General features: G+C 59.9%; 21 protein-coding genes. 16 read left to right on the top strand and 5 right to left on the bottom strand.

Features of this window, described 5'->3' with window-relative positions:
- Positions 1–149 precede the first annotated feature (149 nt).
- Entirely contained in the window at positions 150–1,076 is a 927-nt protein-coding gene (locus tag ACRAUW_RS00890) for a cation diffusion facilitator family transporter (RefSeq protein ID WP_425891847.1), read from the bottom strand.
- Positions 1,077–1,242: 166 nt separating this feature from the next.
- Here ACRAUW_RS00890 and ydiJ point away from each other — a divergent pair, with 166 nt between their 5' ends.
- The 4 genes from ydiJ to ACRAUW_RS00870 all read left to right on the top strand — a co-directional run bounded on the left by ydiJ (position 1,243) and on the right by ACRAUW_RS00870 (position 7,448).
- A complete protein-coding gene (gene ydiJ, locus ACRAUW_RS00885; protein WP_431360784.1) occupies positions 1,243–4,314 on the top strand; it encodes a D-2-hydroxyglutarate dehydrogenase YdiJ in 3,072 nt (1,023 codons plus the stop codon).
- Positions 4,314–4,802, top strand: a complete 489-nt coding sequence (locus ACRAUW_RS00880) for a hypothetical protein (protein WP_431360783.1) — start codon at positions 4,314–4,316, stop codon at positions 4,800–4,802. Before ydiJ ends, ACRAUW_RS00880 begins: the two co-directional genes overlap by 1 nt.
- Positions 4,803–4,904: 102 nt before the next feature.
- On the top strand, positions 4,905–5,366 hold the full coding sequence (locus ACRAUW_RS00875; RefSeq protein ID WP_431360782.1) for a hotdog fold thioesterase: 462 nt from the start codon (positions 4,905–4,907) through the stop codon (positions 5,364–5,366).
- Positions 5,367–5,546: 180 nt separating this feature from the next.
- Entirely contained in the window at positions 5,547–7,448 is a 1,902-nt protein-coding gene (locus ACRAUW_RS00870; protein ID WP_431360781.1) for a DEAD/DEAH box helicase, read from the top strand.
- A gap of 484 nt (positions 7,449–7,932) precedes the next feature.
- On the opposite strand, the gene ACRAUW_RS00865 is transcribed toward ACRAUW_RS00870, so the two are convergent.
- The 3 genes from ACRAUW_RS00865 to ACRAUW_RS00855 form a co-directional block, all read right to left on the bottom strand.
- Positions 7,933–9,255 (bottom strand): Na+/H+ antiporter family protein, encoded by a 1,323-nt coding sequence (locus ACRAUW_RS00865; RefSeq protein ID WP_431360780.1) that lies wholly within the window; start codon positions 9,253–9,255, stop codon positions 7,933–7,935.
- Between the two features lie 225 nt (positions 9,256–9,480).
- Positions 9,481–10,158, bottom strand: a complete 678-nt coding sequence (rnt, locus tag ACRAUW_RS00860; protein WP_201905601.1) for a ribonuclease T — start codon at positions 10,156–10,158, stop codon at positions 9,481–9,483.
- A gap of 99 nt (positions 10,159–10,257) precedes the next feature.
- Complete coding sequence (locus tag ACRAUW_RS00855) at positions 10,258–11,001, bottom strand: phosphatase PAP2 family protein (RefSeq protein ID WP_431360779.1); 744 nt, start codon at positions 10,999–11,001, stop codon at positions 10,258–10,260.
- 247 nt (positions 11,002–11,248) lie between these two features.
- Here ACRAUW_RS00855 and ACRAUW_RS00850 point away from each other — a divergent pair, with 247 nt between their 5' ends.
- The 12 genes from ACRAUW_RS00850 to ACRAUW_RS00795 all read left to right on the top strand — a co-directional run bounded on the left by ACRAUW_RS00850 (position 11,249) and on the right by ACRAUW_RS00795 (position 24,156).
- A complete protein-coding gene (locus ACRAUW_RS00850) occupies positions 11,249–12,370 on the top strand; it encodes a 4-phosphoerythronate dehydrogenase (RefSeq protein ID WP_431360778.1) in 1,122 nt (373 codons plus the stop codon).
- Between the two features lie 193 nt (positions 12,371–12,563).
- A complete protein-coding gene (locus ACRAUW_RS00845; RefSeq protein WP_431360777.1) occupies positions 12,564–13,580 on the top strand; it encodes an aspartate-semialdehyde dehydrogenase in 1,017 nt (338 codons plus the stop codon).
- Positions 13,581–13,841: 261 nt separating this feature from the next.
- Entirely contained in the window at positions 13,842–16,028 is a 2,187-nt protein-coding gene (locus tag ACRAUW_RS00840) for a FimV/HubP family polar landmark protein (RefSeq protein ID WP_431360776.1), read from the top strand.
- Positions 16,029–16,227: 199 nt separating this feature from the next.
- Entirely contained in the window at positions 16,228–17,037 is an 810-nt protein-coding gene (truA, locus tag ACRAUW_RS00835) for a tRNA pseudouridine(38-40) synthase TruA (protein ID WP_431360775.1), read from the top strand.
- Between the two features lie 119 nt (positions 17,038–17,156).
- Positions 17,157–18,020 carry an acetyl-CoA carboxylase, carboxyltransferase subunit beta gene (gene accD / locus ACRAUW_RS00830; RefSeq protein WP_431360774.1) on the top strand — a complete coding sequence of 288 codons (864 nt, stop codon included), beginning with the start codon at positions 17,157–17,159 and terminating at the stop codon, positions 18,018–18,020.
- Between the two features lie 2 nt (positions 18,021–18,022).
- Positions 18,023–19,282: a bifunctional tetrahydrofolate synthase/dihydrofolate synthase gene (gene folC, locus ACRAUW_RS00825; protein ID WP_431360773.1), complete on the top strand. Its 1,260-nt coding sequence runs from the start codon at positions 18,023–18,025 to the stop codon at positions 19,280–19,282.
- Positions 19,283–19,356: 74 nt separating this feature from the next.
- Positions 19,357–20,157, top strand: coding sequence for a cell division protein DedD (gene dedD, locus ACRAUW_RS00820; RefSeq protein WP_005352757.1), 801 nt, complete (start codon positions 19,357–19,359; stop codon positions 20,155–20,157).
- A gap of 171 nt (positions 20,158–20,328) precedes the next feature.
- The gene (locus ACRAUW_RS00815) at positions 20,329–20,646 is read left to right on the top strand and encodes a heavy metal-binding domain-containing protein (RefSeq protein ID WP_005333757.1); all 318 of its coding nucleotides are present in this window, start codon (positions 20,329–20,331) and stop codon (positions 20,644–20,646) included.
- 137 nt (positions 20,647–20,783) lie between these two features.
- Complete coding sequence (locus ACRAUW_RS00810; protein WP_431360801.1) at positions 20,784–21,800, top strand: S66 family peptidase; 1,017 nt, start codon at positions 20,784–20,786, stop codon at positions 21,798–21,800.
- Positions 21,801–21,928: 128 nt separating this feature from the next.
- Positions 21,929–22,654, top strand: coding sequence for an oxygen-insensitive NADPH nitroreductase (gene nfsA / locus ACRAUW_RS00805; RefSeq protein ID WP_431360772.1), 726 nt, complete (start codon positions 21,929–21,931; stop codon positions 22,652–22,654).
- 189 nt (positions 22,655–22,843) lie between these two features.
- On the top strand, positions 22,844–23,608 hold the full coding sequence (locus ACRAUW_RS00800; RefSeq protein WP_431360771.1) for a DNA repair protein: 765 nt from the start codon (positions 22,844–22,846) through the stop codon (positions 23,606–23,608).
- Positions 23,602–24,156 (top strand): VOC family protein, encoded by a 555-nt coding sequence (locus ACRAUW_RS00795; RefSeq protein WP_431360770.1) that lies wholly within the window; start codon positions 23,602–23,604, stop codon positions 24,154–24,156. The genes ACRAUW_RS00800 and ACRAUW_RS00795 overlap by 7 nt, the downstream gene beginning before the upstream one ends.
- 145 nt (positions 24,157–24,301) lie before the next feature.
- Here ACRAUW_RS00795 and ACRAUW_RS00790 read toward each other — a convergent pair whose 3' ends face one another.
- A complete protein-coding gene (locus tag ACRAUW_RS00790; protein WP_431360769.1) occupies positions 24,302–25,525 on the bottom strand; it encodes an MFS transporter in 1,224 nt (407 codons plus the stop codon).
- Between the last annotated feature and the right edge of the window lie 57 nt (positions 25,526–25,582).

The raw sequence follows: 25,582 nt of genomic DNA, 5'->3' as shown, positions 1-25,582 counted from the left end.
TGTCCATGATGGGCAATAAAACCTCGGGTGAAAAATGAGCCCTGATGATAGCGGCTGGCGCCAATTTGGCAAGAGCAGTGTCAGTGGGGCGTGATGGGGTTGTGATGCGACAGGGGGAGGCGGCCGTGCCACGCTCCCCCGTGCGGTCGTTACAACCAGCGCTTTTCGCGGGTGAAACAGACCGACAGCCAGGCATCCCCAAGGGTATCGCCAAGGCGAGACCAGAGCTCCTGACGCAAGGCATCCTGACGTTCGACGGGCCACTCCTGACCCGGCGCCACCAGAATGTTCAATTCCAGATCGAAGCGGCGACCGCTTTTGGCCAGATGGCTGTAGCACTCGATGCCGTGGCGCTGGCGCAGCGCCTCGATCTCCTGCTCTACTTGCCGTGGCACATCCCCCTTGGGGGCGATCTTCAACACCTCCCGCAGGTTGCGACCGAGCACCTTGATGGGAATGAGGGTGGCACAGAGGGCCAGCAGCGAGACCAACACCGGGTCTATGTAGCGGTTGTATTGGCCGTAGCCGATGGCATCGAGGCCGATGGCGACCACGAAACCGATAAGCAGGGTGGCGCTGAGCAGGGTATCCACCAGCCACTCCTTGGAGTCGACCCGCACCAGCTCGGAGTCTACCTGCTCGGCGACCTGGGCTTCGATACGATAGATGATGGCGCAGAAGAAGGTGGAGACGGCGGCATAGATGAGAGCGTGGCCGAGATCGATCTCCCGTCCTCCCTCCAGCAGGGTGGTGATGCCGCTATAGAGAGCGCCAAGGCAGAGCAGCAAGATAATGGCGCCATTGATGACGTTGGTGATGGGCTCGAAGTGGGCATAGCCGTACTGGAAGCGCGCATCGGAAGGGCGGGTAACGAGATAGGCAGTGATGAGGCCAAGGCCCGTCATGCCCATGCTGAACAGGGTGAAGATACCATCGAGCATGATGGCGTTGGAACCGACGAAGAGGCCGTAGCCGATGCCGAAGATGGCAAAGGTGATACAACCGAACAGCGATAGGGTAAGCGCCTGTTTTTCGGTGGTGACCAGCGTACTGATAACATGGCTGTGGTGAGCCATAAAAGTCCTCCTTTCAAATGGTGAATATTGCCAAGCGCAAGCGGTTTTCTAGCTGATATACTGCCCGCTCACATGTGAGCGGACTGGCCTGACTGCCATTGACAGGCGACAGGCCCGTCGTAGTCGCCGGCGTGCCGGCATCAAGCAAATAAGGGAACAAGGATTCATGATCCCGAGACTCGATTACCAGGACAGTTTGTCACCCACAACCCTGCAATTTATTGAGTTGTTAGCGCGCAGTGCATTTCGTGGTGATATCGAAAAGTCTTATGCAAGCCGGTTGGCGATGGCGACGGACAACAGCGTCTATCAGGTAGTACCTCAGGCGGTTCTCTATCCGCGCAGTGCGGATGACATAGCAGTGATGCTCAAGCTGGCTGCCGATCCGGCTTTTGCCCCCTTGAGTTTTTTCCCTCGCGGTGGCGGTACCGGCACCAACGGTCAGTCATTGGGCGGCGGCATTATCGTCGATCTCTCCCGTTATATGAACCAGATCATGGAAATTAATCTGGAGGAGGGGTGGGTGCGCGCCCAGGCCGGGGTGGTGAAAGACCAGCTCAACGCCTATCTCAAGCCCCATGGCTACTTCTTCTCGCCGGATCTCTCCACCTCCAACCGCGCCACCTTAGGCGGCATGATCAACACCGACGCCTCGGGGCAGGGGTCGCTGGTCTACGGCAAAACCTCGGATCACGTGCTGGGGCTCAAAGCGGTGCTGGAGAATGGCGACATCATGGCCACCGAGCCGCTGACCGGTGAGCGACTGGCCGACAAGCTGGCGCTGGAGAATCGGGAAGGGGAGATCTATCGCACCCTCTATCGCATCGGTAAGGAGCGCCGCGCCGACATCGAGGCGACCTTTCCCAAGCTCAACCGCTTTCTGACCGGCTACGATCTCAAGCACCTCTATCAACCAGACACTGACACCCTGGATGTGAGCCGGGTGTTGTGCGGATCTGAAGGGTCTCTCGGCTTTATCACCGAAGCCAAACTCAATATCACCCCCATCCCGCGCTATCGCACGCTCGTTAACGTCAAGTACGACAGCTTCCCCTCGGCTCTGCGCAACGCCACCTTTATGGTGCAGGCGCAAGCCCTGTCGGTGGAGACGGTGGACTCCCGGGTGCTCGGGCTGGCCCGCGCCGACATCATCTGGCATTCGGTGAAAGAACTTATTCAGGATGTGCCCGGCAAGGATCTGCAGGGACTCAATATCGTCGAGTTTGCCGATACCGACGAGGTAGAACACAAGGCCAAGGTGGCGGAGCTCTGCCGCCGTATCGACGCGCTGCTGGCCAAGGGGGAGGCGGGGATCATCGGCTATCAGGTGTGTGACCACCTGCCGAGCATCGAGACCATCTACACCATGCGCAAGAAGTCGGTGGGGCTGCTGGGCAACGCCGAAGGGCGCAAGAAGCCGGTTGCCTTCACCGAAGATACCGCCGTGCCGCCAGAGTCACTGGCCGATTTCATCATGGAGTTTCGTGCCCTGTTGGACGCCCACGGCCTCGACTACGGCATGTTTGGCCACGTCGATGCCGGAGTGCTGCACGTGCGCCCGGCGCTGGATTTGTGCGATCCCGAGCAGGAGGTGCTGCTGCGCCGCATCTCCGATCAGGTGGTGGCGCTGACCGCCAAATATGGCGGCCTGATGTGGGGGGAGCACGGCAAGGGCTTTCGCTCCGAGTACAGCCCTGCCTTCTTTGGCGAGCTGTGGGAAGAGTTGCAGCGCGTCAAGGGGGCATTCGACCCGGCCAACCGCATCAACCCGGGCAAGATCTGCATCCCCTACGGTAGCGGCGCCGAGCTGGTGTCGGTGGATGGCCCCAAGCGCGGCAAGTATGACCGCCAGATCCCGCTCGCGGTGCGCACCAGCTACACCCGCGCCATGGATTGCAACGGCAATGGTCTCTGCTTCACCTTCGAGACCGACTCCCCCATGTGCCCCTCGGTCAAGATCAGCCGTGATCGCCGCCACTCCCCCAAGGGGCGGGCGGGACTGATGCGCGAATGGTTGCGTCAGCTGGCGGAGCAGGGCTTTGATCCGCTGGCGGAAGAGGTGGCGCTGCAATCCGGTGGTGTGCGCTTCAAACAGCTGGTGGACAAGGTGCGCAACAGCTGGGCCAAACAGCGCGGCGAGTATGATTTTTCCCACGAGGTGATGGAGGCGATGGCGGGCTGTCTTGCCTGCAAGGCGTGCACCAGTCAGTGCCCGATCAAGGTGGATGTGCCCGATTTTCGCGCCCGCTTTATGCAGCTCTACCACGGCCGCTACCTGCGTGCGCCGAAGGATTACTTCGTCGGCACCGTTGAAAGCTATGCGCCGCTGCTCGCCAAGGCGCCGAAGCTGGTCAACTTCTTCCTCGAAAAAGAGTGGGCCCAGAAGGCGACCGAGAAGAGCATTGGTATGGTCGATGTGCCGCTGCTCTCGGTACCGACTCTAGCCGAGAGCCTGCACGATAACCGCGCCCGCTATTTTGATCTGCCGGGGTTGGAGCGGATGAGCGCCGAGCAACGCAAGCAGGTGGTGCTCATCGTGCAGGATCCCTTCACCAGCTATTACGACGCCCCTGTGGTGCGCGACCTGGTGAAACTCGCCAGCAAGCTCGGCTTCCAGCCCTACTTGCTGCCCTTTAAACCCAACGGTAAACCCCAGCATATCAAGGGGTTCCTGCGTGCCTTTGCCCGCACCGCCGCCAACAGCGCCCAGTTCCTCAACAGGGTGGCGGCGCTTGGCATTCCCATGGTGGGGGTGGATCCGGCCATGGTGCTTTGCTATCGCGACGAGTATGCCAAGGCGCTGGGGTCGGCCCGCGGGGATTTTCAGGTGTTGCTGCCGCAGGAGTGGCTGCTATCGCTGCCAGCAGATCAGTTGCCTGCCAGCACCAACAAGACCAAGAGCGAGGAGGGGGGCGAGCCCTGGTATCTCTTTGCCCACTGCACCGAGAAGACCGCCAAGCCCTCCACTCACGGTGACTGGATCACCCTGTTTGGCCGCTTCGGGGCCAGTTTACAGCCGGTCTCTGTGGGCTGTTGCGGCATGGCGGGTACCTATGGTCACGATGTCAAACAGGTGGATAATTCCAAGGGCATTTATGGGTTGAGCTGGGCCGACCCGCTCGCCCGCCTGCCCAAAGCGCGCTGTCTGGCGACCGGCTATTCGTGCCGCAGTCAGGTCAAGCGAATGGAGGGGGAAAAGCTCAAGCATCCATTGCAAGCCCTGCTGGAGCTGCTCTGATGCTGACGTTTCCCAAGCGGTTTCGGGTGCCGAAGGCCTATCGGCACCCGCGTTTCTTGCTGTTACCCGCCACTCCCGCTCAGGCGGTGGTGGAGTTTGTCGCCATGTTGCGCGAGCGCGAGCAGCTCCATCAGCTGTTTCGCCCGAACGATATATGGCCCTCCGCCAATTTCAGTCTGAGTCAGCACGAAGGGGATCTGGAGTGGCTGCAGTCGGAGTTTCTGGCCAAGCGCTCTTTTGCTTATGGCCTCTGGAGCCCGGATCGGGAGCCGCAATTTTGGGGCGGGGTTTATCTCTACCCCTCGGTGTTGCCGGAGGTAGAGGTGGAGCTCTTCTTCTGGAAGGTGGCCGAGGCGCCCATCACGGATGAGGAGCTGGAGACGCGGCTGCGCTGCTGGCTCGCTAACGTCTGGCTGTTGTCAGAGCCCCGCTTGCCGGGTCGAGAAGTGCCTTGGGCCGAGTGGCCCGGCGTTACCTACCCCTGGTAGGGAGGCAGATTTTCTCCTGCCCCGGCTACTGGCCGGGGCAGGCTTGTTGTGCAATGCAGTGATGATCCATTTTCCCCATGCAATAGAAGGAGTTCTCTTTTCATGAGTCAGGAATCATCTTCCATCTGGCACAGGCCCATGAGCCTTGAAGGGCTTAACGCCAGCTCCCGCAACACCCTGATGGCCCATCTCGATATCGTCTACACCGCTTTTGGCCCCGACTGGCTGGAGGCTACCATGCCGGTGGATCACCGCACTCACCAGCCCCTTGGCATGTTGCATGGTGGCGCATCCGTGGTGCTGGCGGAGACGCTGGGTTCCTTGGCGGCCAATATGGCTGTGGGGCCAGATAGCTACTGTGTGGGTCTGGAGGTGAATGCCAACCATCTGCGTGCCAAACGGGAAGGGGCGGTAACGGGGCGTTGCACACCGCTCCATCTGGGGGCGACGACCCAGGTGTGGCAGATTGAAATTCGGGATGAACGTGCGCGTTTATTGTGCACCAGCAGGTTGACCATGGCGGTGCTCAAGCACAAGCGGGACAAGGACTCCAGTGAGGAGTGATCTGCAATCACGAATCATGCGTGAAAAATAAGCAAGCCATACTCGCCAGATCCCTCTATAATTGCCAACGTCTTGAGAGGCTTATCACATTTTTCAAGACAGCAGAACAAAGTGGCGCTATAATCGCCGCCTTTTTGCTATTCCGCGGTGTTAGCCGCCTGCCTTAATCTGGAAGAATCTATGTCTGATACCGAACAACTGCCCCTTTTTAGTGAGCTTGGACTGGCCGCGCCTGTATTGAAAGCGCTGCAGGACGTGGGCTATGAGCGCCCGTCCCCCATCCAGGCCGCAGCAATTCCCCACCTGATGGCGGGACACGATCTGCTGGGGCAGGCGCAAACCGGTACAGGGAAGACCGCTGCTTTTGCTTTGCCTCTGTTGTCTCGTCTGGAAGCTGGTAACCGCAACACCCAGATCCTGGTGCTGGCGCCTACCCGCGAACTGGCGCTGCAAGTGGCTGAAGCGTGCCAACGCTACGCCCATCACATGCCTGATTTCCACGTACTGCCCATCTACGGCGGTGCCTCCTACGAAACCCAGACCCGCGCCCTGCGTCGCGGTGCCCAGGTTGTCGTTGGTACTCCGGGCCGCGTGATGGACCTGATCCGTCGCAAGAACCTGGACCTCTCCGGCCTGAAAGCCCTGGTACTGGACGAAGCGGACGAAATGCTGCGCATGGGCTTCATCGATGACGTGGACTGGATCATGGATCAGTGCCCGGCCGGTCGTCAGGTTGCCCTGTTCTCTGCCACCATGCCGGAGCAGATCCGCCGTGTAGCGCAGAAGCACCTGAAGCAGCCCAAAGAGATCAAGATCGCCTCCAAGACTGCTACCGCTACCACTATTCGCCAGCGCTACTGGCAGGTAACCGGTCTGCACAAGCTGGACGCCATGACCCGTCTGCTGGAAGTGGAACCGTACGAAGCGCTGCTGGTGTTCGTACGTACCAAGAACGCCGCTGAAGAGCTTGCTGGCAAGCTGGCCGCTCGTGGTCACGCCTGTGAAGCACTGCACGGCGATATCCCGCAGAAGCTGCGTGAGCGTACCGTTGACAAGCTGCGTCAGGGCCAGCTGGATATCCTGATCGCCACCGACGTTGTCGCCCGTGGTCTGGACGTTGAGCGCATCACTCACGTAGTGAACTACGACATTCCGTACGACACCGAATCTTACGTTCACCGTATCGGCCGTACCGGTCGTGCCGGTCGTAAAGGCGAAGCCATCCTGTTCGTCGCTCCCCGCGAGCGCCGCATGCTGCGCGCCATCGAGCACGCAACCCGTCAGGCCATCGAGCCGATGAAGATGCCGAGCACCGAGGACATCAACCAGCACCGTCTGGCCAAGTTCAAGGAGCGCATCCGCGAAACCATGATGGGCGAAGAGCTCGAGATCTACCACAACCTGGTGAACGAGCTGATCGAAGAAGATTCTGCTGATCCGCTGGAGCTGGCTGCCGCACTGGCCAAGCTGGTACAGGGCGACCAACCGCTGCTGCTGGATGACTCCATCCCGGATCCGCTGTTCAACAACAGCAACGATCGCGGTGGCTTCGAGCGCCGTGACTTCAACGACCGCGGTGGTCGTGACTTCGGTGACCGTGGTGATCGTCCTGCCCGTCGCATGCCGTCTCTGGAGCCGCGTCCGCTGAAAGACAACCCGGATGTGGAGATGGAGCGCTACCGCGTAGACGTGGGTGCCCATCACGGCGTCAAGCCGGGCCAGATCGTGGGCGCCATCGCCAACGAAGCGAACATCGAAAGCCGCTTCATCGGCAACATCGACATCGCCGATGACTTCTCTACTGTCGACCTGCCCAAGGGTATGAGCGCCGATGTGCTGGAAGTGATCAAGAAAGCCCGTGTTTGCCAGCGTCCGCTGCAAATCACCCGCTACACCGAAGTGCCGGCCGGTGGCAACACCAGCAGCCGTCCGCCCCGTGGTGATCGTCCGTTCCGTGGCGACCGTCCTTTCAACAAGGATCGCCGTCCCCAGGGTGACCGTCCGTTCAACAAGAACGGGGAGCGCCGTGAAGGTGGCTTCAACAAAGATCGCAAATTCGGTGGCAAGCGTCGCGAAAGCTGATTGCTGCTCCCGTTATGAAGAAGGCCGCTCATTGAGCGGCCTTTTTTTCGTATCCCCTTTGAGCTGCACGCGGGGCTGGCCATGGTTTGACAATATGGCCATAGCTTTGTTAGGGAGAGTTAATGCCTCATTTGCTGGGGCTGTAGTACGGTCTGGCGCCCTTTACAGAGTCGTGAGGTGGGTATTGGTGATGCCTCATATCATCGTTGATCGATCTACTGGATCTATTGGAGAGTGCCGAGCAGGCGGAACAAGCTCGAGGTGAAGATCAGGCGGTGTCTGGACGAATTATTGAATGGATGTGACATGGCTGTCGGCTGTTTGAATGGCAGTAGGCGGTTATGCTATTGCAAAGAGGCCCCAGCTGACTGGCTCTCATGATTTATATCGGGAGCGGAGCGGTTGGCAGACATGAAGAAGGCGACCATCTGGTCGCCTTCTTGTTGTGCATTGTTACGTGCAGAGTTCGCCGCCCGAGGGGCTATCAGAGCACCATGGCGGCAATCCAGCCGAAGATCACCAGCGGGATATTGTAGTGAATAAAGGTGGGCACCACGCTGTCCCAGATATGGTCGTGCTGACCATCGGCGTTGAGGCCTGAGGTGGGGCCCAGAGTTGAATCGGAGGCCGGTGAACCCGCATCCCCCAGTGCGCCTGCGGTACCGACCAGTGCGATGATCGCCATTGGTGAGAAGCCCAGCTGCAGACAGAGCGGCACATAGATGGTCGCGATGATGGGTACGGTGGAGAAGGAAGAACCGATCCCCATGGTGATCAGCAGGCCCACCAGCAGCATCAGGAAGGCGGCGATACCTTTGTTCTGACCGATGCCGGAGGCGACTACCTGGACCAGAGAGTCGACACCGTGAGTTGCCTTCATCACGGCGGCAAAACCGGCTGCGGAGATCATGATGAAGCCGATCAGCGACATCATCCGCACCCCCTGAGTGAAGGCATCCTGGCTTTCGCGAAACTTGATGACGCCGCCGCAGGTGAAGATGACAAAACCGGCCAGTGCACCCAGTACGATGCTGTTGGTCATCAGTTGCAGCCCCAGCGCTACGCCAATGGCCAGCAGGGCCACCCAGATGTGGGTGAGGTTGAGCTCGACCGCTTCGGGCTCGGCATCCAGGATCTTGGCCAGATCGTACTGGCGCGGTTTGCGATAGCTGATGAATACCGCAATCAGCAGCCCCAGTACCATACCGGCAACCGGAATGGCCATCGCCAGCGGGATCTGGCTGGTGGTGACGGGTACGCCGTTATCAATCAGGTTCTTGGCCAGAATGTTATTCAGGAAGATGCCACCAAAGCCGACCGGCAGCACCATATAGGTAGCTGTCAGGCCAAAGGTGATGACACAGGCCACCTGACGACGGTCGATCTGCATCTGTGCCATCACATGCAGCAGCGGCGGGATCAGGATGGGAATAAAGGCGATGTGAACCGGGATCAGGTTCTGGGACGAGATCGCCACGGCCAGCACGGAAGAGAGCAGCAGGGTTTTGACCCACATGATGCGGGTCGAGCTGGCATCCTTGCCCAACTGGTTGATCACCTTGCGGGCCAGCAGGTCGGTGATCCCGGAGCGGGAGATGGCAACCGCAAAGGCGCCCAGCATGGCGTAGGAGAGGGCAATCTCGGCGCCACCGCCCAGACCACCGCTGAAGGTGGTGAGGGTATCGGTCAACGACAGCCCACCGACCAGGCCGCCAGCAATGGCCCCCAGCGCCAGCGAGACCACCACATTGATCCGCAGCAGACTGAGCACCAGCATCAGCCCGACTGCGATAACAACTGGATTCATTTGATTTCCTTATAGTTTGTTATTGCTGTCTGTCATGTGAAGGGGAGTTAGTTTGCGAAAAATGTGACAAATGTCGAGTAAAAAATCAGTCAAACCCCTCATATCGCAGCAACGTGTGGCACAAGGTTGCTCAATATGTGGTTTTGTTGCTGATTTGCTGCCTCTTTGCTTTCGTCTATTGTGCGCTACGAAAAATGAAGGCTGCCAGTGGCAGCCTTCATCCGTTTATTCTTGCCCCTCATCGTCGGCAGAGGCATCGGTTGTGTCGTCATCCGGATGTGCTGGCGGCCAGCCCCCCATACTCTTCCAGCGGTTGACGATATGACAGAACAGCTCTGTGGTGCGTTCGGTGTCATAGAGGGCCGAGTGTGCCTCTTTATTGTCAAACGGGATGCGGGCGCTTTGGCACGCTTTGGCCAGCACGGTCTGACCCAGCGCCAATCCGGAGAGGGCTGCGGTGTCGAAGGTCGCAAACGGGTGGAACGGATTGCGCTTGAGGCCAGCGCGCTCGGCTGCCGCCATCACGAAGCCGTGATCGAAGGTGGCGTTGTGGGCCACTATGATGGCGCGGCCGCAATCCTGCTCCTTCATCCCCTTGCGGATCCCCTTGAAGATCTCGGTCAGCGCCTCTTTTTCCGAGACAGCGCCACGCAACGGGTTGTAGGGGTCGATGCCGGTGAACTCCAGCGCAGCCTTTTCCAGGTTGGCCCCTTCGAAGGGCTCGACATGAAAGTGGAATACCTGATCGGGAACGAGCCAGCCCTGCTCATCCATTTTCAGGGTGTAAGCCGCGATTTCGAGCAGGGCATCGGTCTTGGCGTTGAACCCGGCTGTTTCAACATCGATGACGACGGGGTAAAAACCACGGAAACGGCCCTTGAGGGTATGAACTGCGTCGGTCATGGGATCTCGGTCGGGATAAAATGAGGCGGCATTATGGCAAAAAAGCACAGGCTTGTCCCCCCATCCCACGCAGTCGGCCGCGCCAAGATGGCGCCGGATTCAATATCTGTGCAGCCACCAGCGGGCGGCAATCAGCGCCGTGAACGACCCCAGCAGGGCACTGGCCAGTACATCCACCGGCCAGTGCATCCCCATTACCATGCGCGACAGACCAATTCCCAGTGCCCACAGTGGCAGCAGCCAGACGCCCGTGGGAGCGCGGGCCAGCCAGATCAGACCAAAAAATTGGGCCAGGCTGATGGCGGCGATGCTGTGGCCAGAGGGGAAGGCGTAGTTCACCTCGGCCTGCCAGTGGTGGCCGAGCCATTCTGGCAGGACCAGCAACTGGCTGGCGGCGTGAACCTGTTCACTGCGCACATCGACGCTACTGGCGTAGAAGTGCTTGATGGCCGGGATCAGCGACTGACTCTCCAGCCAGAGCAGGTAGGGTCTGGGCTCCTCGGTCAGGTGCTTGATCAGGCTCTTGAGCACCCAGTCGCTGGCGAGCAGAGCAGCCAGTGCACACCCCAGCGCAATGAAGGGGGCCAGCTCCAGTTTGAGTTTGTAGCGGGTCAGCAGCAGCAAGAGGGCGCCACTGACACCGATCCCGGGAATATCGACCATGCGGGTGAGGGCGTATGACCACCATAGCCAGCCTGATTGCAGTGAACCGGTCAGAAAAGGCTGCCAGGGCAGGGTGGCGAGCAGCAGCAGGGGCAGGATCAACAGGGCAGTGAAGCCAAGCACCTGACTGCGGGTCAGTGAGCAGACAGAGGTTGAGAACGACGGGGCGTGTGGCGGCATGGTGGGTATGGGCGATCGCGAAAAAGAGAGGCATTGTGCCACCGTGATATGCCCGGACAAAGCCGAGCAGCACGTTTGTTACCTCTGCTTACACATTTGTGGCGACATCCTCTGTTTTAGCGGGTGGATGGAGCGGCTGCCGCGCAATGTGGTCCCGTTTCGTGCCGGATTGCATCACAGGCTGAAATCTCGGGCGGCTTTGCGCTAGAATGGCGCCCCCGTGGCGGTTGTGACCAAAGAGAGCCCGATGAAGATAGTCGTTGATGAGAATATGCCCCATGCCGTGGAGCTGTTTGCCGAATTTGGCGAGGTGTTCCCCTTGCCCGGACGGCAGATGCAGGCCCGTGATCTGCTGGATGCCGATGTGCTGCTGGTGCGCTCGGTCACCCGCGTCAACGGCGATTTGCTGGCGACCAGCCCCAAACTCGGGTTTGTCGGCACCGCCACCATAGGCACCGACCATGTGGACAAGGCGTTGCTGGCAAGCCGCAATATTCCCTTCTTCAGCGCCCCCGGTTGCAACAAGTATTCGGTGGGGGACTATGTGCTCTCCGCTTTGCTGGTGCTGGCGGAGCGCTATGAACTCGACCTCTCGGCCATGACGCTGGCGGTGATTGGCGCGGGCAATACCGGCGAGTGTGTGGCGACCAAGGCCCAAGCACTCGGCATGCGGGTGCTGCGCTGCGATCCGCCCAAGGCGCGGGAAAATCCCGCAGCGGGTTTTGTCGATTATCAGACCGCCCTTGGCGCCGATATTGTCAGCTTCCATGTGCCCATTACCCGTGAAGGGCCGGATGCCACCTACCATCTGCTCGATGCCGAACAGATTGCCGCGCGCCCTGCCGGGCAGATCCTGATCAATGCCTCCCGTGGCGAGGTGTGGGATAACCGGGCCCTGCTGGCGCGCCAGTCGGGAGATGCGCCATTGCGACTGGTGATGGATGTGTGGGAGAACGAGCCCGAGCCACTGGCTGCGCTGGTGCCCCATACCGAGATCGCTACCCCTCATATCGCCGGTTACAGCCTGGAGGGGAAGGCCCGCGGTACCTGGATGCTCTATCAGGCGCTCTGCCAGCAGCTGGGACGCCAGCCTCGTCAGGATTTGAGTCAGCTGTTGCCTGCCCCCGATGTGCAGGCAGTGGTGCCGGGCCGCGCGCCGGATCAGGCGCTGATCAAACAGCTGGTACATCTGGTCTATGACGTGCGCCGCGATGATGCCCGTTTCCGTGCCCGACTCGGTCTGCCCGGCAGCTTTGACGAGCAGCGCAAACACTACCCCGAGCGCCGTGAACTATCCTCCCTGCAGGTTGAGGGGGCGTTTGCCGACCAGGCGCTGGGCGAGCTGGGATTTGCGCTGTCACGCCCCTGAGTCGGGGACTAAGAGTTGGAAGATAACCGGAAGGGGTGAGCCGTACTGGCTACCTCGACCCCATTTTTTACTGAGCTGGCGCAGATCCTGCTGCGCCAGCTCAGCCATATCAGGCTGCGTCATCTCGCCGTGCGGGAGCCTGCCGACCATGGCGCCACCCGGCGCCATTGCAGCATTATCAGAGGAGAACAGAATGAGCCAGCAGTTTAACGTAGCGGTATTGGGTGCCAGCGGCGCCGTGGGTCAGGCGATGATCGAGATCCTGGAAGAGCGCGAATTTCCGGTAGCGACCCTCTATCCGCTGGCTTCCAGCCGCAGTGCCGGTGATACCGTGCGCTTTGGCGGCAAGAACCTCGAGATCCTCGATGTGGAGGAGTTTGACTGGAGCCAGGTGCAGATCGCACTCTTCTCCGCCGGTGCCGAGGTCTCTGCCAAGTGGGCACCGATTGCTGCCGAACACGGCTGCATCGTCATCGACAACACCTCCTGCTTCCGTTACGACGAAGATATCCCGCTGGTGATCCCGGAAGTGAACCCGGATGCGCTGGCCGATTTTCGCAATCGCAACATCATCGCCAATCCCAACTGCTCCACCATCCAGATGCTGGTGGCCCTTAAGCCGTTGCACGACGAAGTGGGCATTGCCCGCATCAACGTGGCCACCTATCAATCCGTGTCAGGCTCCGGCAAAGAGGGGGTCAGCGAGTTGGCGGGTCAGACCGCTCATCTGCTCAACGGCCGTCCGGTGGAACCGACTCTTTATCCGCAACAGATCGCCTTTAACCTGATCCCGCAGATCGACAGCTTCACCGACAACGGCTACACCCGTGAAGAGATGAAGATGGTATGGGAAACCCAGAAGATCCTCGGCGATGCCAGCATTGCCGTGAACCCGACTTGCGTGCGGGTGCCGGTCTTCTACGGCCACGCCGAGGCGGTACACCTCGAACTGCACCAGCCACTCGATGCCGAACAGGTCAAGGACCTGCTGCGTAGCGCCCCCGGTGTGAGCCTGTTTGATGACGAAGGGGACTATCCGACCCCGGTGCGCGATGCCACCGGCAAGGATGAAGTGCTGGTGGGACGGGTGCGTCAGGATATTTCTCATCCCAATGGTGTAAATATGTGGATCGTGGCCGATAACGTTCGTAAGGGAGCTGCAACCAACAGTGTACAGATTGCCGAACTGCTGGTTCGCGACTATCTGTAAGGCTGGTCAGATGCTACAGATGCGCAGCAGGGAGTGCTGCACATCTGGCCCCGGGGTGTGACCCATGCCGCACTCCGTCACTTCAAGATTCTGTTGCGATATCAACTGATTAAGTTTTTTCCTACACTCAGGGTCAAGTTGGGTGCTAAATGTGTCGGACTGCTGGCTTGCCAGGCGAGCCTGATTTATATTGAACCGACTGTTTTGGGGTAACTATCCAGAATTTTCAATGTGATAGGGCCGTCATACGAAGGAACGAATATGGGACATTCCCGCATAACATTGGCAACACTACTCGCATTGGGTCTGCTGGGCACAGTCCAGGCTGAAGACCCGGCGCGGGAGCCTTTTTTTGTCGAGCTAAAAGGCCCTGACGAACCTGCACCTCCTGCCGTCAATTCCCAGCCGCTGGTGCAGCCGGTCGCCAGACCCGTGGCGCAACCGGTGCGGGCAACTGCCCAGCCGGTGGTGCGTCAGGTCACTGCCAATGCCGGTAGTTATGGCCCTGTTCGTCCAACCGATACTCTCTGGAGTCTGGCGAGCAAATACCGTCCCTCCAGTAGTGTCAGCGTCTACCAGACCATGGTGGCGATCTACGAGAAAAACCCCCGCAGTTTTGCCGATGGCAATATCAACCACATTCTGGTGGGGTCACGCATCCTGCTGCCGACCGTGGCCGAGGCGAGCGTCATCACCGATGCCCAGGCCCGCGCCAAGTTCCGCAGCGACAACGCCAGCTGGAAGGGGTTAAGCCCCAAATATCTGGCTGACAAGCAGGCCCATACCGCCAAACCGGCTGCCGCCAAACCCTTGAAGGCAGAAGTGGCCAAGTCTGAGCCAGTGCAAGCCGCCCCTGCGCCGCTGCCAGTGGCGAAAGCCGCCCCCATTCCCGCCCCGGTTGTGGCACCGCAACCGGCAGCTGAAACCAAAGAAGTGGCCAAGGTGAGCGAGCCTGCGCCGAAAGAGGCGGTAGCTCCTGCTTCGAGCGCTGCAGAAGGCACCACACCGGCGCCTCTGCCTTCCAATCTGGATAAACCGGTGGGTAAACCGGCCACCGAGATGGCGCTGGCACTGGAAGATGCCAATGCCCAGCTTGGCCAGGTGACTGAAATGAACCACCGGCTGAAATTGCGTCTGCAATCTCTGACCGAAGAGGTAGAGACCCTCAAGGCCCAGTTGCAGGATCAGACGGCGCTGCAAAAAGAGATTGCCGAGCTCAAGGCCCAAGCCGTTCCGCCGGTGGCAGCCGAGCCTGAGCCTGAGAAAAACTGGTTGATGGATCTGCTCGCCTCACCGCTCAACCTCGCCATGATCATCCTGCTGCCGGTGCTGCTGGTATTGGCGCTGGTGACCCTGTGGCTGCGTGCCCGTGCCCGCCGCGAGCTGGAAGAGCAGGAGAAGAGCCTCTCCGAATCCACCGCGATGATGATGGATCAGGATCAAGGCGAGTTTGATGGTCTGCTGAGTGTCGATGTGACCGACAACGAGCCGATGTGCCCGGTGCCGGATCTCAATACCCCAGATGGCTTTATGCCACTTGAACCGAGCAAGCCGGATGTGGATCTGGTGTTCAGCGATGACGGCGAGATGGCGCATCAAGGCTTCGAGCCGGAGCGGATGGCGGCCCAACCAGCCAGTCGTGACCCGGATCTGGTGCCGGATCTCGATCTATCGGTGGATGAGCCTATTGCGCAGGCAAACGCGCCCGCCATGGATCTGGCCAGCGAGTTCAATCCCAAGCCCAAGCCCAAGGCCGCGGATGAGGTCATGAGCGAAGAGGAGTTGCAGGCCGCCCTGTTTGCCGAGCTGGATGCGGATCTCTCAGCCGACCTCGAGCCCGATTTGAGCACCATCGACGAAGTCGGCGCCGCTGACGACGATCTGGCGAGCTTTGATCTTAGCGATTTCGAAAGTGCCTTCAACGAGCCTGCAGCAGGCAAAGATGAGAACGGCATTGATCTCAGTGCTGATGAGAGCGCAGATGCTATGCTGGCCGAACTTGGTCTTGAGCCTGTCAAAGCCAAGAAGGACAAACCGGACCTGGAATGGGATCCCAACGAGCTGGCGCTCTCCGATTTTGAAGATGCGTTTGCTGAGGTGGAGTCTCATCCGGCAGATGTTAAGCCCCGTGACCAGGCACAGCAGAGCGGCTACGTCGAGATAGACAAGCTGCTGGCCGAAGCCGATGCTACCGCGCCGGAGCAGGAGCCTTATCAGGGCTTCTCGCTGGATGTGGGGCTCGATGGCTTCCCCGAGGTGTTGCCGGAATCCACCGGATTTGACGTGGATGCTGACGACGGCGGTGTGGGGGCCAAATTGGATCTGGCCCGTGCCTACCTCGAGATTGACGACAAGGACAGCGCCCGCGAGCTGCTGCAAGAGGCGGCGGAGCAGGGTAGCGATCACCAGCGTGCCGAAGCCGAGAAGTTGCTCAAGCGGTTGGGTTAAAGCATCTCCCATCACGGGATCAGCAAAACGGGGGCAGCCAGCAGGCTGCCCCTTCTTTTGGCGATTGGCGATGGGGTGAGCATGGCCGCACAGGCTCGCTATTCAGGCCAATTGCGCGCGTGGTGGGACTTTTCGGGCTGAGCGCGTATAATCCGCCCCGTTTCTTTCACTGCGTTTTCACAACAAGACAAGTTTATCCATGCGAATTGCCATAGGTATTGAATATGACGGCAGCCGGTATTTCGGCTGGCAGCGTCAGCGTGAAGTGATCAGCGTGCAGGCTGAACTGGAGACGGCGCTGAGCCGGATAGCCAACCACCCTGTCTCTATCCAGTGTGCCGGGCGCACCGATGCCGGTGTCCATGCGACCGGCCAGGTGATCCACTTCGATACCGAGGCGAACCGTGCCGAAGGGGCCTGGACCCTGGGACTCAATTCCAACCTGCCGCCCGATATCGCCGTGCGCTGGGTCAAGCAGGTGGACGAGAGCTTCCACGCCCGCTTCAGCGCCACCGCACGCCGCTACCGCTATGTCATCTACAACCACAACTACCGGCCGGCGATCCTTGGCAGTGGCGTCAGCCACTACCACGAGACCATCGATGCCGAGTTGATGCACCTGGCGGGCCAGAGCCTGCTGGGGGAGCACGACTTCAGCACCTTCCGTGCCGTTGCCTGCCAATCCAACACCCCGTGGCGCAATGTGACCCATCTGTGTGTCAGCCGTCAGGGGCCCTATATCGTGCTGGATATTCGCGCCAACGCCTTCCTGCACCACATGGTGCGCAACATCACCGGCTCCCTGCTGCTGGTGGGGCAGGGGCTTAAACCTGTGGAGTGGATTGCCGAGGTGCTGGCTGCCCGAGATCGCAATCTGGCCGGGCCGACCGCCAAGGCCGGTGGCCTCTATCTGGTCGACGTGGATTACCCGGTCGAGTTTGCTCTGCCGCAGTTGCCGCTTGGCCCGTTGTGGCTGCCGGACTCGGCACCGGGTATGACCAGTTTTTAGTAACTGCGCCCGAAAAATTGTGGTTTAATGACCCGTCATTTGTTGCCATCGAGCGATTAAGTCATTGAACAATCTAGGCTCGATGCGTTTTGTCAGGCACAAAAGCATTAAGGAATTCCATGAGCTGGCTTGAGAAGATTCTTCCCAAGAGCAAGATCACTGCGCCCCGTCGTCACAACATTCCGGAAGGGGTGTGGACCAAGTGCAGTGCTTGTGAACAGGTGCTCTACCGGGCAGAGTTGGAGCGCAACCTCGAAGTGTGCCCCAAGTGTGATCATCATATGCGCATCAGCGCCCGCGCCCGTCTCGAGAGCTTCCTCGATGAGCAGGGTCGCACCGAAATCGGTGCCGAGCTGGAGCCGCAGGATGTACTGAAATTCAAGGATTCCAAGCGCTACAAGGATCGTTTGTCTGCCGCTCAGAAAGAGACGGCGGAGAAAGATGCGCTGGTGGTGATGAAAGGGACCCTCAAAGGGGTACCGGTTGTCGCCTGTTCGTTCGAATTCTCCTTCATGGGTGGCTCCATGGCCTCCGTGGTCGGTGCCCGCTTCGTGCGCGCCGTCGAGGAGTGCATCAAGGAAGGCCGTGGTCTGGTCTGCTTCTCCGCCTCTGGTGGTGCGCGCATGCAGGAAGCGCTGTTCTCCCTGATGCAGATGGCCAAGACCAGTGCAGCGCTGGACCGACTCACCAAGGCGGGCCTGCCCTATATCTCCGTGCTGACCGACCCCACCATGGGTGGCGTCTCTGCCAGTCTGGCGATGCTGGGTGACATCAACGTGGGCGAGCCCAAGGCGCTGATCGGCTTTGCCGGCCCGCGTGTTATCGAGCAGACCGTGCGCGAGAAACTGCCGGAAGGCTTCCAGCGCTCCGAGTTCCTGCTGGAAAAGGGTGCCATCGATCTCATCATCGATCGCCGCGAAATGCGTAACCGTCTGGCCAGCCTGCTCGCCAAAATGCTGAATACTCACGTCATCGAAGAGTGAAGATGAGTTCAAACATGCAACAATCCCAAAGCCGGTCGCTGGTCGACTGGCTTTCTTATTTGGAGCAGATCCATCCGGTCAATATCGACATGGGGCTGGATCGGGTCGGTGCTGTCGCCCAGCGCATGGGGCTTACCCAGCTGCCGTTCAAGGTGATCACGGTGGCGGGCACCAACGGCAAGGGCTCCAGCTGTGCCATGGCGGCCAGCATTCTGATGGCCGCAGGCTACAAGGTCGGCGTCTACTCCTCTCCCCATCTGCTGCGCTTTACCGAGCGGGTGCGGGTCAACGGGCAAGAGCTGCCCGACAGCGATCATTGCGCCGCCTTTGCCGAGGTGGAAGCAGCTCGCGGCGAGATTGCCCTTACCTTCTTCGAGTTCGCCACACTGGCCGGTTTGTGGCTCTTCTGCCGCGCCGCACCGGATGTGCTGCTGCTGGAAGTCGGCTTGGGTGGGCGGCTCGATGCCACCAATGTGGTGGAGTCCGATGTGGCGATGATCACCTCCATTGCCCTCGATCATTGCGACTGGCTGGGTGATACCCGCGAAGCCGTGGCGGTGGAGAAGGCTGGCGTTTATCGCGCCGGTAAACCCGCCATCAGTGGCGAGCCCAATCCGCCTGCGACTATCGCCAGCGAAGCGCTGCGTCTTGGCGCCAATCTGCGTCAGGTCGGTATCGATTTTCGTGGCGATGAGCACGAGAGCGGTTGGGATTATCACGGCCTCAACCAGTGGCGGGATCTGCCAAAACCGGCGCTGCCGCTGATGAACGCGGTGACCGTGCTGGCGGCGCTGGAATCCCTCGGCTTGCCGCTGCCGGAGTCCGCCATTCGTGACGGGCTTGCCAATGCCCGGCTGGTTGGCCGGATGCAGCAGTTGCAAAGTGCGCCGCTGGTGATCGTCGATGTGGCCCACAACCCCCATTCGGCGGCCTATCTGGCCGCGCAATTGCGCAAGATGCCCTGCACGGGTGTGCGCCGCGCCGTGGTGGGCATGCTCAAAGACAAGGACATGGCGGGATCCCTTGCCGAACTTGATGGCCTGATTGGCGAGTGGTATCTGGCCAGCCTCACCGGCCCGCGCGCCGCCACCGCTGCGCAACTGGCTGCAGCGTTGGGAGAGGGCAAGGGGCCTGCCACGGCGTTTGATGATGTTCGCGCCGCTTATCAGGCAGCATTGGCCGCATCGAGTCCAGACGATATGGTCATTGTGTTTGGTTCGTTTTACACTGTCGCCGACATTCTGGCGGGTGTCGCCGTCTAGGCCACACCCCGGCTCTCCGGCCTTCTGGCGGGGAGCCAAATCGCATATTGAGTTACGTAAAGGTAGGATTCAACTTGGCCTCGAAGTTTCAAAACCGTCTGGTGGGCACCGTCATCCTGGTGGCCCTGGTTGTTATTTTCCTGCCGGACTTGCTGGATGGTCACAAGCTGGCACAAAAGGAGGAGGCCTTTGCCAAGATCCCGCTGCGCCCCGAGCTGGAGCCAGCCAAACCTGCACTGCAGGTCTCGGCAGCCAGCAGCCTGCCAGCCGACCATCTGGCCAGCCAGCAACAGGCCTCTGCGGCCCAGCAGTGGCAAGTGGAAGAGGTGGCTGACCCCATGACCCTCGCCGGTCAGGGCAACGGTGCACAACCGGCGACAACCCCTGCCGCACCGGCGCCGGTCCAGCCGCAACAGAATGCCCAACCCAAGCCACAGCCCAAGCCGGAAGTGGTGGCCAAAAAACCGGTCGAACCGCCCAAGCCAGCACCCAAGCCGACGCCAGCCAAACCGGTTGAAGTGGCCAAGGCGCCCGCACCGGCCAAGCCGCAGGCGGGTCAGATCAAGTCCCTCGACGATCTGATTGAAAGCAAGATGACCCAGCCGACCACCCCCGCGCCTGCTGCAGCACCGGCACAGGGTAGCTGGATCCTCCAGCTTGGCGCCTTCAAGAACGTCGACAGCGTCAACGCGCTGGTGAGCAAGCTGCGGGCGGCGGGCTACTCTGCCCACACATCGCCGCGCACACCGGTGCAGGGTCAGCTCAACCGGGTCTTTATCGGACCGGATGTTTCCAAGGCCAAACTGCAGGGGATGCAAGGGCGGATCTCCCAGATGACCGGCCTCAGTGGCTCGGTGGTCTCTTACAATCCGTGACGGCTTGCCGTTCGCAATGGCCCTCTGAAACAAACACCGCGCCTCGTGCGCGGTGTTTTTTTATCTGGCAGTCGTGATTTTTACGGTTGGCGTCGTGCAGGCTACCCCCTAGTTGGGATTTTCGGACAGTTGGGGTAGTCTGAGGCCTTCTGCTATTCACAGGAGTTCAAGATGATCCTCTCGACGACCCCCACGCTGGAAGGCAAAACCATTCGTGAATACCGCGGCATCGTGGTGGGCGAAGCCATCCTCGGCGCCAACATTTTCAAGGATCTCTTTGCCGGGATCCGCGACATTATCGGTGGCCGCTCCGGCGCCTATGAAAAAGAGCTGGCCCGTGCCCGCGAGATCGCCTTCGATGAGCTGAAAGAGCGTGCCGCAGCCCTTGGCGCCAATGCCGTGGTCGGCATCGATATCGACTACGAGGTGGTGGGGCAAAATGGCAGCATGCTGATGGTCAGCATCAGTGGCACCGCGGTAGTGGTGTGACACGTCATACCCCAAGATAAGGTCCCTCTTTTTGTGTTTCTACACTGTGGTGAGCCAGCCGCTGTGGCAAAAGGGGCGCTAAGAGATAATCAAGGCTCTGTTTTCACGGTCCGATGAGACATAGGGAGATGTGATTGATTCCGAGACTCCTTGCACCGCCACTCAAGCGCGGCGACACCATAGGTTTTTTCTCCCCCTCCAGCGCGGCAACCGTCTGGGCTCCCAACCGCTTTGCCCGTGCAAAAGCCTTTCTCGAAGGGCAGGGCTTCCGGCTCAAGGCGGGTAGCCTCACCGGCCAGCAGGATCACTGGCGATCCGGCACCATTGCCGCGCGGGCCGAGGAGCTCAACGCCCTTATTCGCGACCCCGAGGTGCGCTGCATCATGTCGGTGATTGGCGGCAACAACTCCAACTCCCTGCTGCCTTACCTCGATTTTGAGGCGCTGAGGCGCGATCCCAAGATCATCGTTGGCTACTCCGATGTGACGGCCTTGCTGCTCGGCATCCATGCCCAGACTGGTTTGGTTACCTTCTATGGCCCGGCGCTGGTGGCCTCGTTCGGCGAGCTGCCGTCGCTGGTGGACGACACACTTGCCAGCTTTTTACAGATTGTGCTGGCCGACGAGGCTGGCGTCCCCTGCACGTTGCCCACCCCCGCGCACTGGACCGATGAATGGCTCGATTGGGAGAATCAGACCCGGGCCAAGCAGTGCCAGCCCAATCGGCTTATCTCGGTGGGTTCTGGCCGGGTGCAGGGGCGACTGATGGGCGGCAACCTGAACACCATGGCGGGGGTCTGGGGCTCCCCCTATATGCCGGCCATCGAACGCGGTGACATTCTGCTGCTGGAGGACAGCCTGAAATCTGCCGAGACGGTGGAGCGCTCCTTCGCCCATCTCAAGTTGTGCGGGGTGTTTGATCGGATCGGCGCCCTTATCCTCGGCAAGCACGAGCTGTTCAATGATCAGGGCAGCGGCAAGCGCCCCCTCGATATCCTGCTGGAAGTGGTGGGGGAGCCGAACTTCCCCATTCTGGCGGAGTTTGATTGCGCTCATACCCATCCCATGCTGACGTTGCCACTGGGCATCGAGGCGAAGTTGGATCTCGACTGCCAGCAGCTTACCTTGCTGGAGCACTGGTGGCGAGCTGGCTGAGTGTGGCACGTGTGTCAACAAACATGTATGTGGAAACAAAGTTGCTTATGCGGCCTTGTTGGTACGGCGAGGAAGCCTTGGGCTCCCTCGTTTTTTTCGCTATGGTGTTACCTCACTCTGGAGGTGCCATGAATCAGACCATCGATCTTATCCGTTCCCATCGCTCCATTCGTCAGTTCACTGCCGAGCAGATCGCTCCGCAGCAGTTGGACGCCATTCTGGCTGCCGCCCAGTCGGCACCGACCTCAAGTTTTCTGCAGGTAACCAGCATCATTCGGGTGACCGGGACCGATGCACGCAAGCAACTGGCACAGCTGGCTGGTCATCAACCTTATGTCGAGCGAGCTGCGGAGTTTCTGGTATTTTGTGCCGATTACCACCGCCACAGTCAGATCGTGTCCGATGCCCAGACCGGCTATGCGGAGCAACTGCTGATTGGTGCTATAGATGGTGCCCTGATGGCGCAGAATGCCTTGTTGGCTGCCCAGTCGCTGGGGCTGGGTGGGGTCTATATCGGCGGACTTCGAAACTATCCTGCAGAGGTGAGCGACCTGCTGGAGTTGCCTGATCGGGTGATCCCGCTCTTTGGCCTCTGCCTCGGTCATCCAGATCAGCAGCCAGAGCAGAAACCCCGTTTACCACGGGCTCTGGTAGTGCATCAGGAGCATTATCGGCGTGATCTGGATCGCGATCTGCTGGCTCAGTATGATCAGCAGATCGAGGCTTACTATCAGGCTCGCAGCAGTAACAACAAGCAGCAGTCCTGGAGCAGCCAGATCCGCGCCATCCTGACCAAGGAGTCCCGTCCTTACATGCTGGGCTTTCTGCAATCCCGAGGCTTTAACCTCAAGTAATGAGCCTGATGGGCGATACTTAAAGGGAGCGTAGATCTTGTACGCTCCCTCTTGATCCTGCCATCGCCCTGAGCGCTATAGCACAGCTTGGCGACAAATCGTGGGCATGGGGGGACCTGCAGGCTACCTTAAGTGGGTAAGCTGTTGTAGGATCAGACAATTGGCTTGGGACAGGGGTTTGAACATCCTATGATTTTAACTTTGGTATTGCTGTCTATCGGCGCACTCCTTTTTTTGGTTATCGCCTATAACGTGGTACAGCAATATAAGCAGAAAGCAGAGGCTGAAAAGCGTCACGCTGTTGCCAGACACAAAACGGTAGCGGATGAGACCGAAGAGGTGCTGCTGAATGTCAATCTGGTGCCTTTTTCCAAAAATATGGTGCTGTTGCTTCAGCACCGGATCCTCGATGCCTATCGCGCCATTGCCCAGCTGTTGCCCAACAACCAGGTCAAGCAGCGCATCGCCGATGTTCAGATCCAGATTAAGAATGTACAGGAAAATTACAGTGCGCAGGATGAGGGGCACTTCAAGACCCCTGAGTCCGATCGTCAGGCGATCCAGATGTTGCAACTGGTGAAGAAACTGCGTGCCGTGTTGCGGGTTGAGCACAACAAGGGCAAGATTGACCCGCAAGGGTTTGCTCAGGAGGATCGTCGCCTCGAGCTGATGCAGCTCAAGATCAACATCTCCAATTTGGTCAAGCGGGCGATGGATGCCCGTATTCAGGGCCAATATGGCACTTGCCGCCAGCTCTATACCAAGGGACTGTCGGTCATGGCGAGCGTAACCGACAAGGACCCCTATCTGCTGGCCCGTGAAGAGGATATGCGGCAGGGGCTCAAGGAGCTGGAAGAGCTGCAGCAGCAAAACAGCGCACAGGATCTGCAAAACGTCAGGGATCAGGAAGCCGACGAGCTCGATGTCCTGTTTCAACCCAAGAAGAAATGGTAAGCATGTCCCACCCACTCGATTCCACACTGGGGCCAATGGCCCCATTTGTTTCTCAGCTGTTGGCCGAACTGGCCGCCACTGGCGTCACAATTTCACAGCCAACGGTCGATCACCTCTGTTATCGGGCGGCTACCCTGCAGGAGTACCGTGCGCTATGTGCTGTGCTGGCTGAGGCAGGCACCTTGCTGGTGGAGGGGATGATTGGCGGACGTCCCATCGCCACTTATCAGTTGCATCAGCCGCTGTTGGCTGATGAGGTACAGGTACCCTGTATCGAGCTGGCTGCACCGAAACCGGGTCGCGTCCATCAGGCTGGGCTGGAACATATCGAGCTGGTGGTCGCTTCACTGCAAGATCTGGTAGCGCGCTATCCCGAGCAGCCATTCAAAACCGGCAACATGCAGGATACCCGCAACCCCGATATTGGCCTGATGTTGCCCTCCGGCCAGATCAAGCTTCATCTGCGCCCGCTGACTGAGGTGATCGCCGAAGAGGTGGCGACCGGTGCTGTGGTCGCGGTGCCTGCGGATTATTTCGATCAGGAGTGATCCTGCGCTCAATGCGGTGCGAGCCTGACAGGCTCTTGAATAACGCAGCAAAAGGGGTCACCGGTGTGACCCCTTTTGCTATCTGGTGGCGCTGGGTTGCGAGAGCGCTATCTGCTCGTGGGTGACCCAGTTTGTGCTGATCCCGTTACCCGTGTCGGTGGGGCCGCCGGGTGGGGAGCGGCGATTCGCTTCGTTGCTTGAGGTGGCCGAGCCAGAGGCTCAAGCCCGCCGTCAGGATGAGGACCAGTTCAATCCCCATGACCAGACCGCCAAGCTCGCCCTGCTCCCAGAACGGGTGCAGGTAAAGCCCCCCCAGACTGGCTCCCAGATAATAGGCCACGAGATAGAGGGAGGAGGCGAGGGCGCGGTTGTGTTCGACATGATGACCGACCCAGGCGCTGGCGCAGGCGTGTGCCAGGAAAAAGCCGAAGCTGGAGACCAGCAAGCCGCTCAGGATCCCGAGCAGGCTAGCTTGCAGCAGCCACAGACTGCCGATGGCCATCAGGGCGATCCCGACCAGCAGCATGCGTTGTGCCCCCCAGCGGTTGGCAAAGCGGCCGCTCAGGGAGGAGGCCACCGTTCCCGAGAGATAGGTGAGAAACAGCATGCCGAGCCACTGGGTGGGCAAGGAGAAAGGGGGCTTTGCCAGCAGGAAGGTGAGATAACTGAACTGGTTCAGAAACACCATAAAGTTGAGCCCGCCGATAAGGTAAGCCCCTACCAGCAAGGGATTGGTCAGGTGTTGCTGCAAGGCGCGGGCAAATTGGCCGCGAACGGGGGCGCTCGCCACAAAGCGGGTCTGATGGGGCAGCAGCCAGAAGACCAGCGGCAGCAGTGACAGGCTGATCGCACCAATCCCCAGAAAGGTATGCTGCCAGTCGCCAAACCAGCCCGCCAACAGGCCGCCGACCACCCGACCGGCAATGCCACCGAGGGAGTTGGCGGCAATATAGACCCCCACCGCCGAGAGCAGCGCCCGTTTGCTGAACTCTTCCCCCATATAGGCAATCGCGGTCGCGGGCAGCCCTGCCAGCAGCGCGCCCTGCAGGATGCGCAGCAACAGCAGGGAACCAAACTGCTCAACCAGCGGGATCAACAGTGAGAGCAGGATCGCCAGGGTGAGGGTACCCAGCATGACTTGCCGACGGCCATGGCGATCCGCCAGTCTGGCGCAGATCAGCAAGGAGGCGGCGAGGCCTGCAGTGCATCCTGCCAGGGTCCAGCTGGCCGAGAGGGAGTTGACCGAGAAGACCTCGGCAATCAGGGGTAACAGGGGGTGGGTCTGATAGAGGTTCAGAAACACCAGAAAAGAGCCCAGGCTGAGGGCCAGGGTTGCACGTATCCACTCGCGACTTCCAACTTCAATCATTGCGTATTGTCCTGACTACTTTTGGTCAGGGTAGAGCTCTTTCTGTTATAAATATAA

This window comes from Aeromonas sp. (genome assembly GCF_050633025.1).
Taxonomy (GTDB): Bacteria; Pseudomonadota; Gammaproteobacteria; order Enterobacterales; family Aeromonadaceae; genus Aeromonas.
This window is presented reverse-complemented; position numbering and strand designations above follow the sequence as displayed.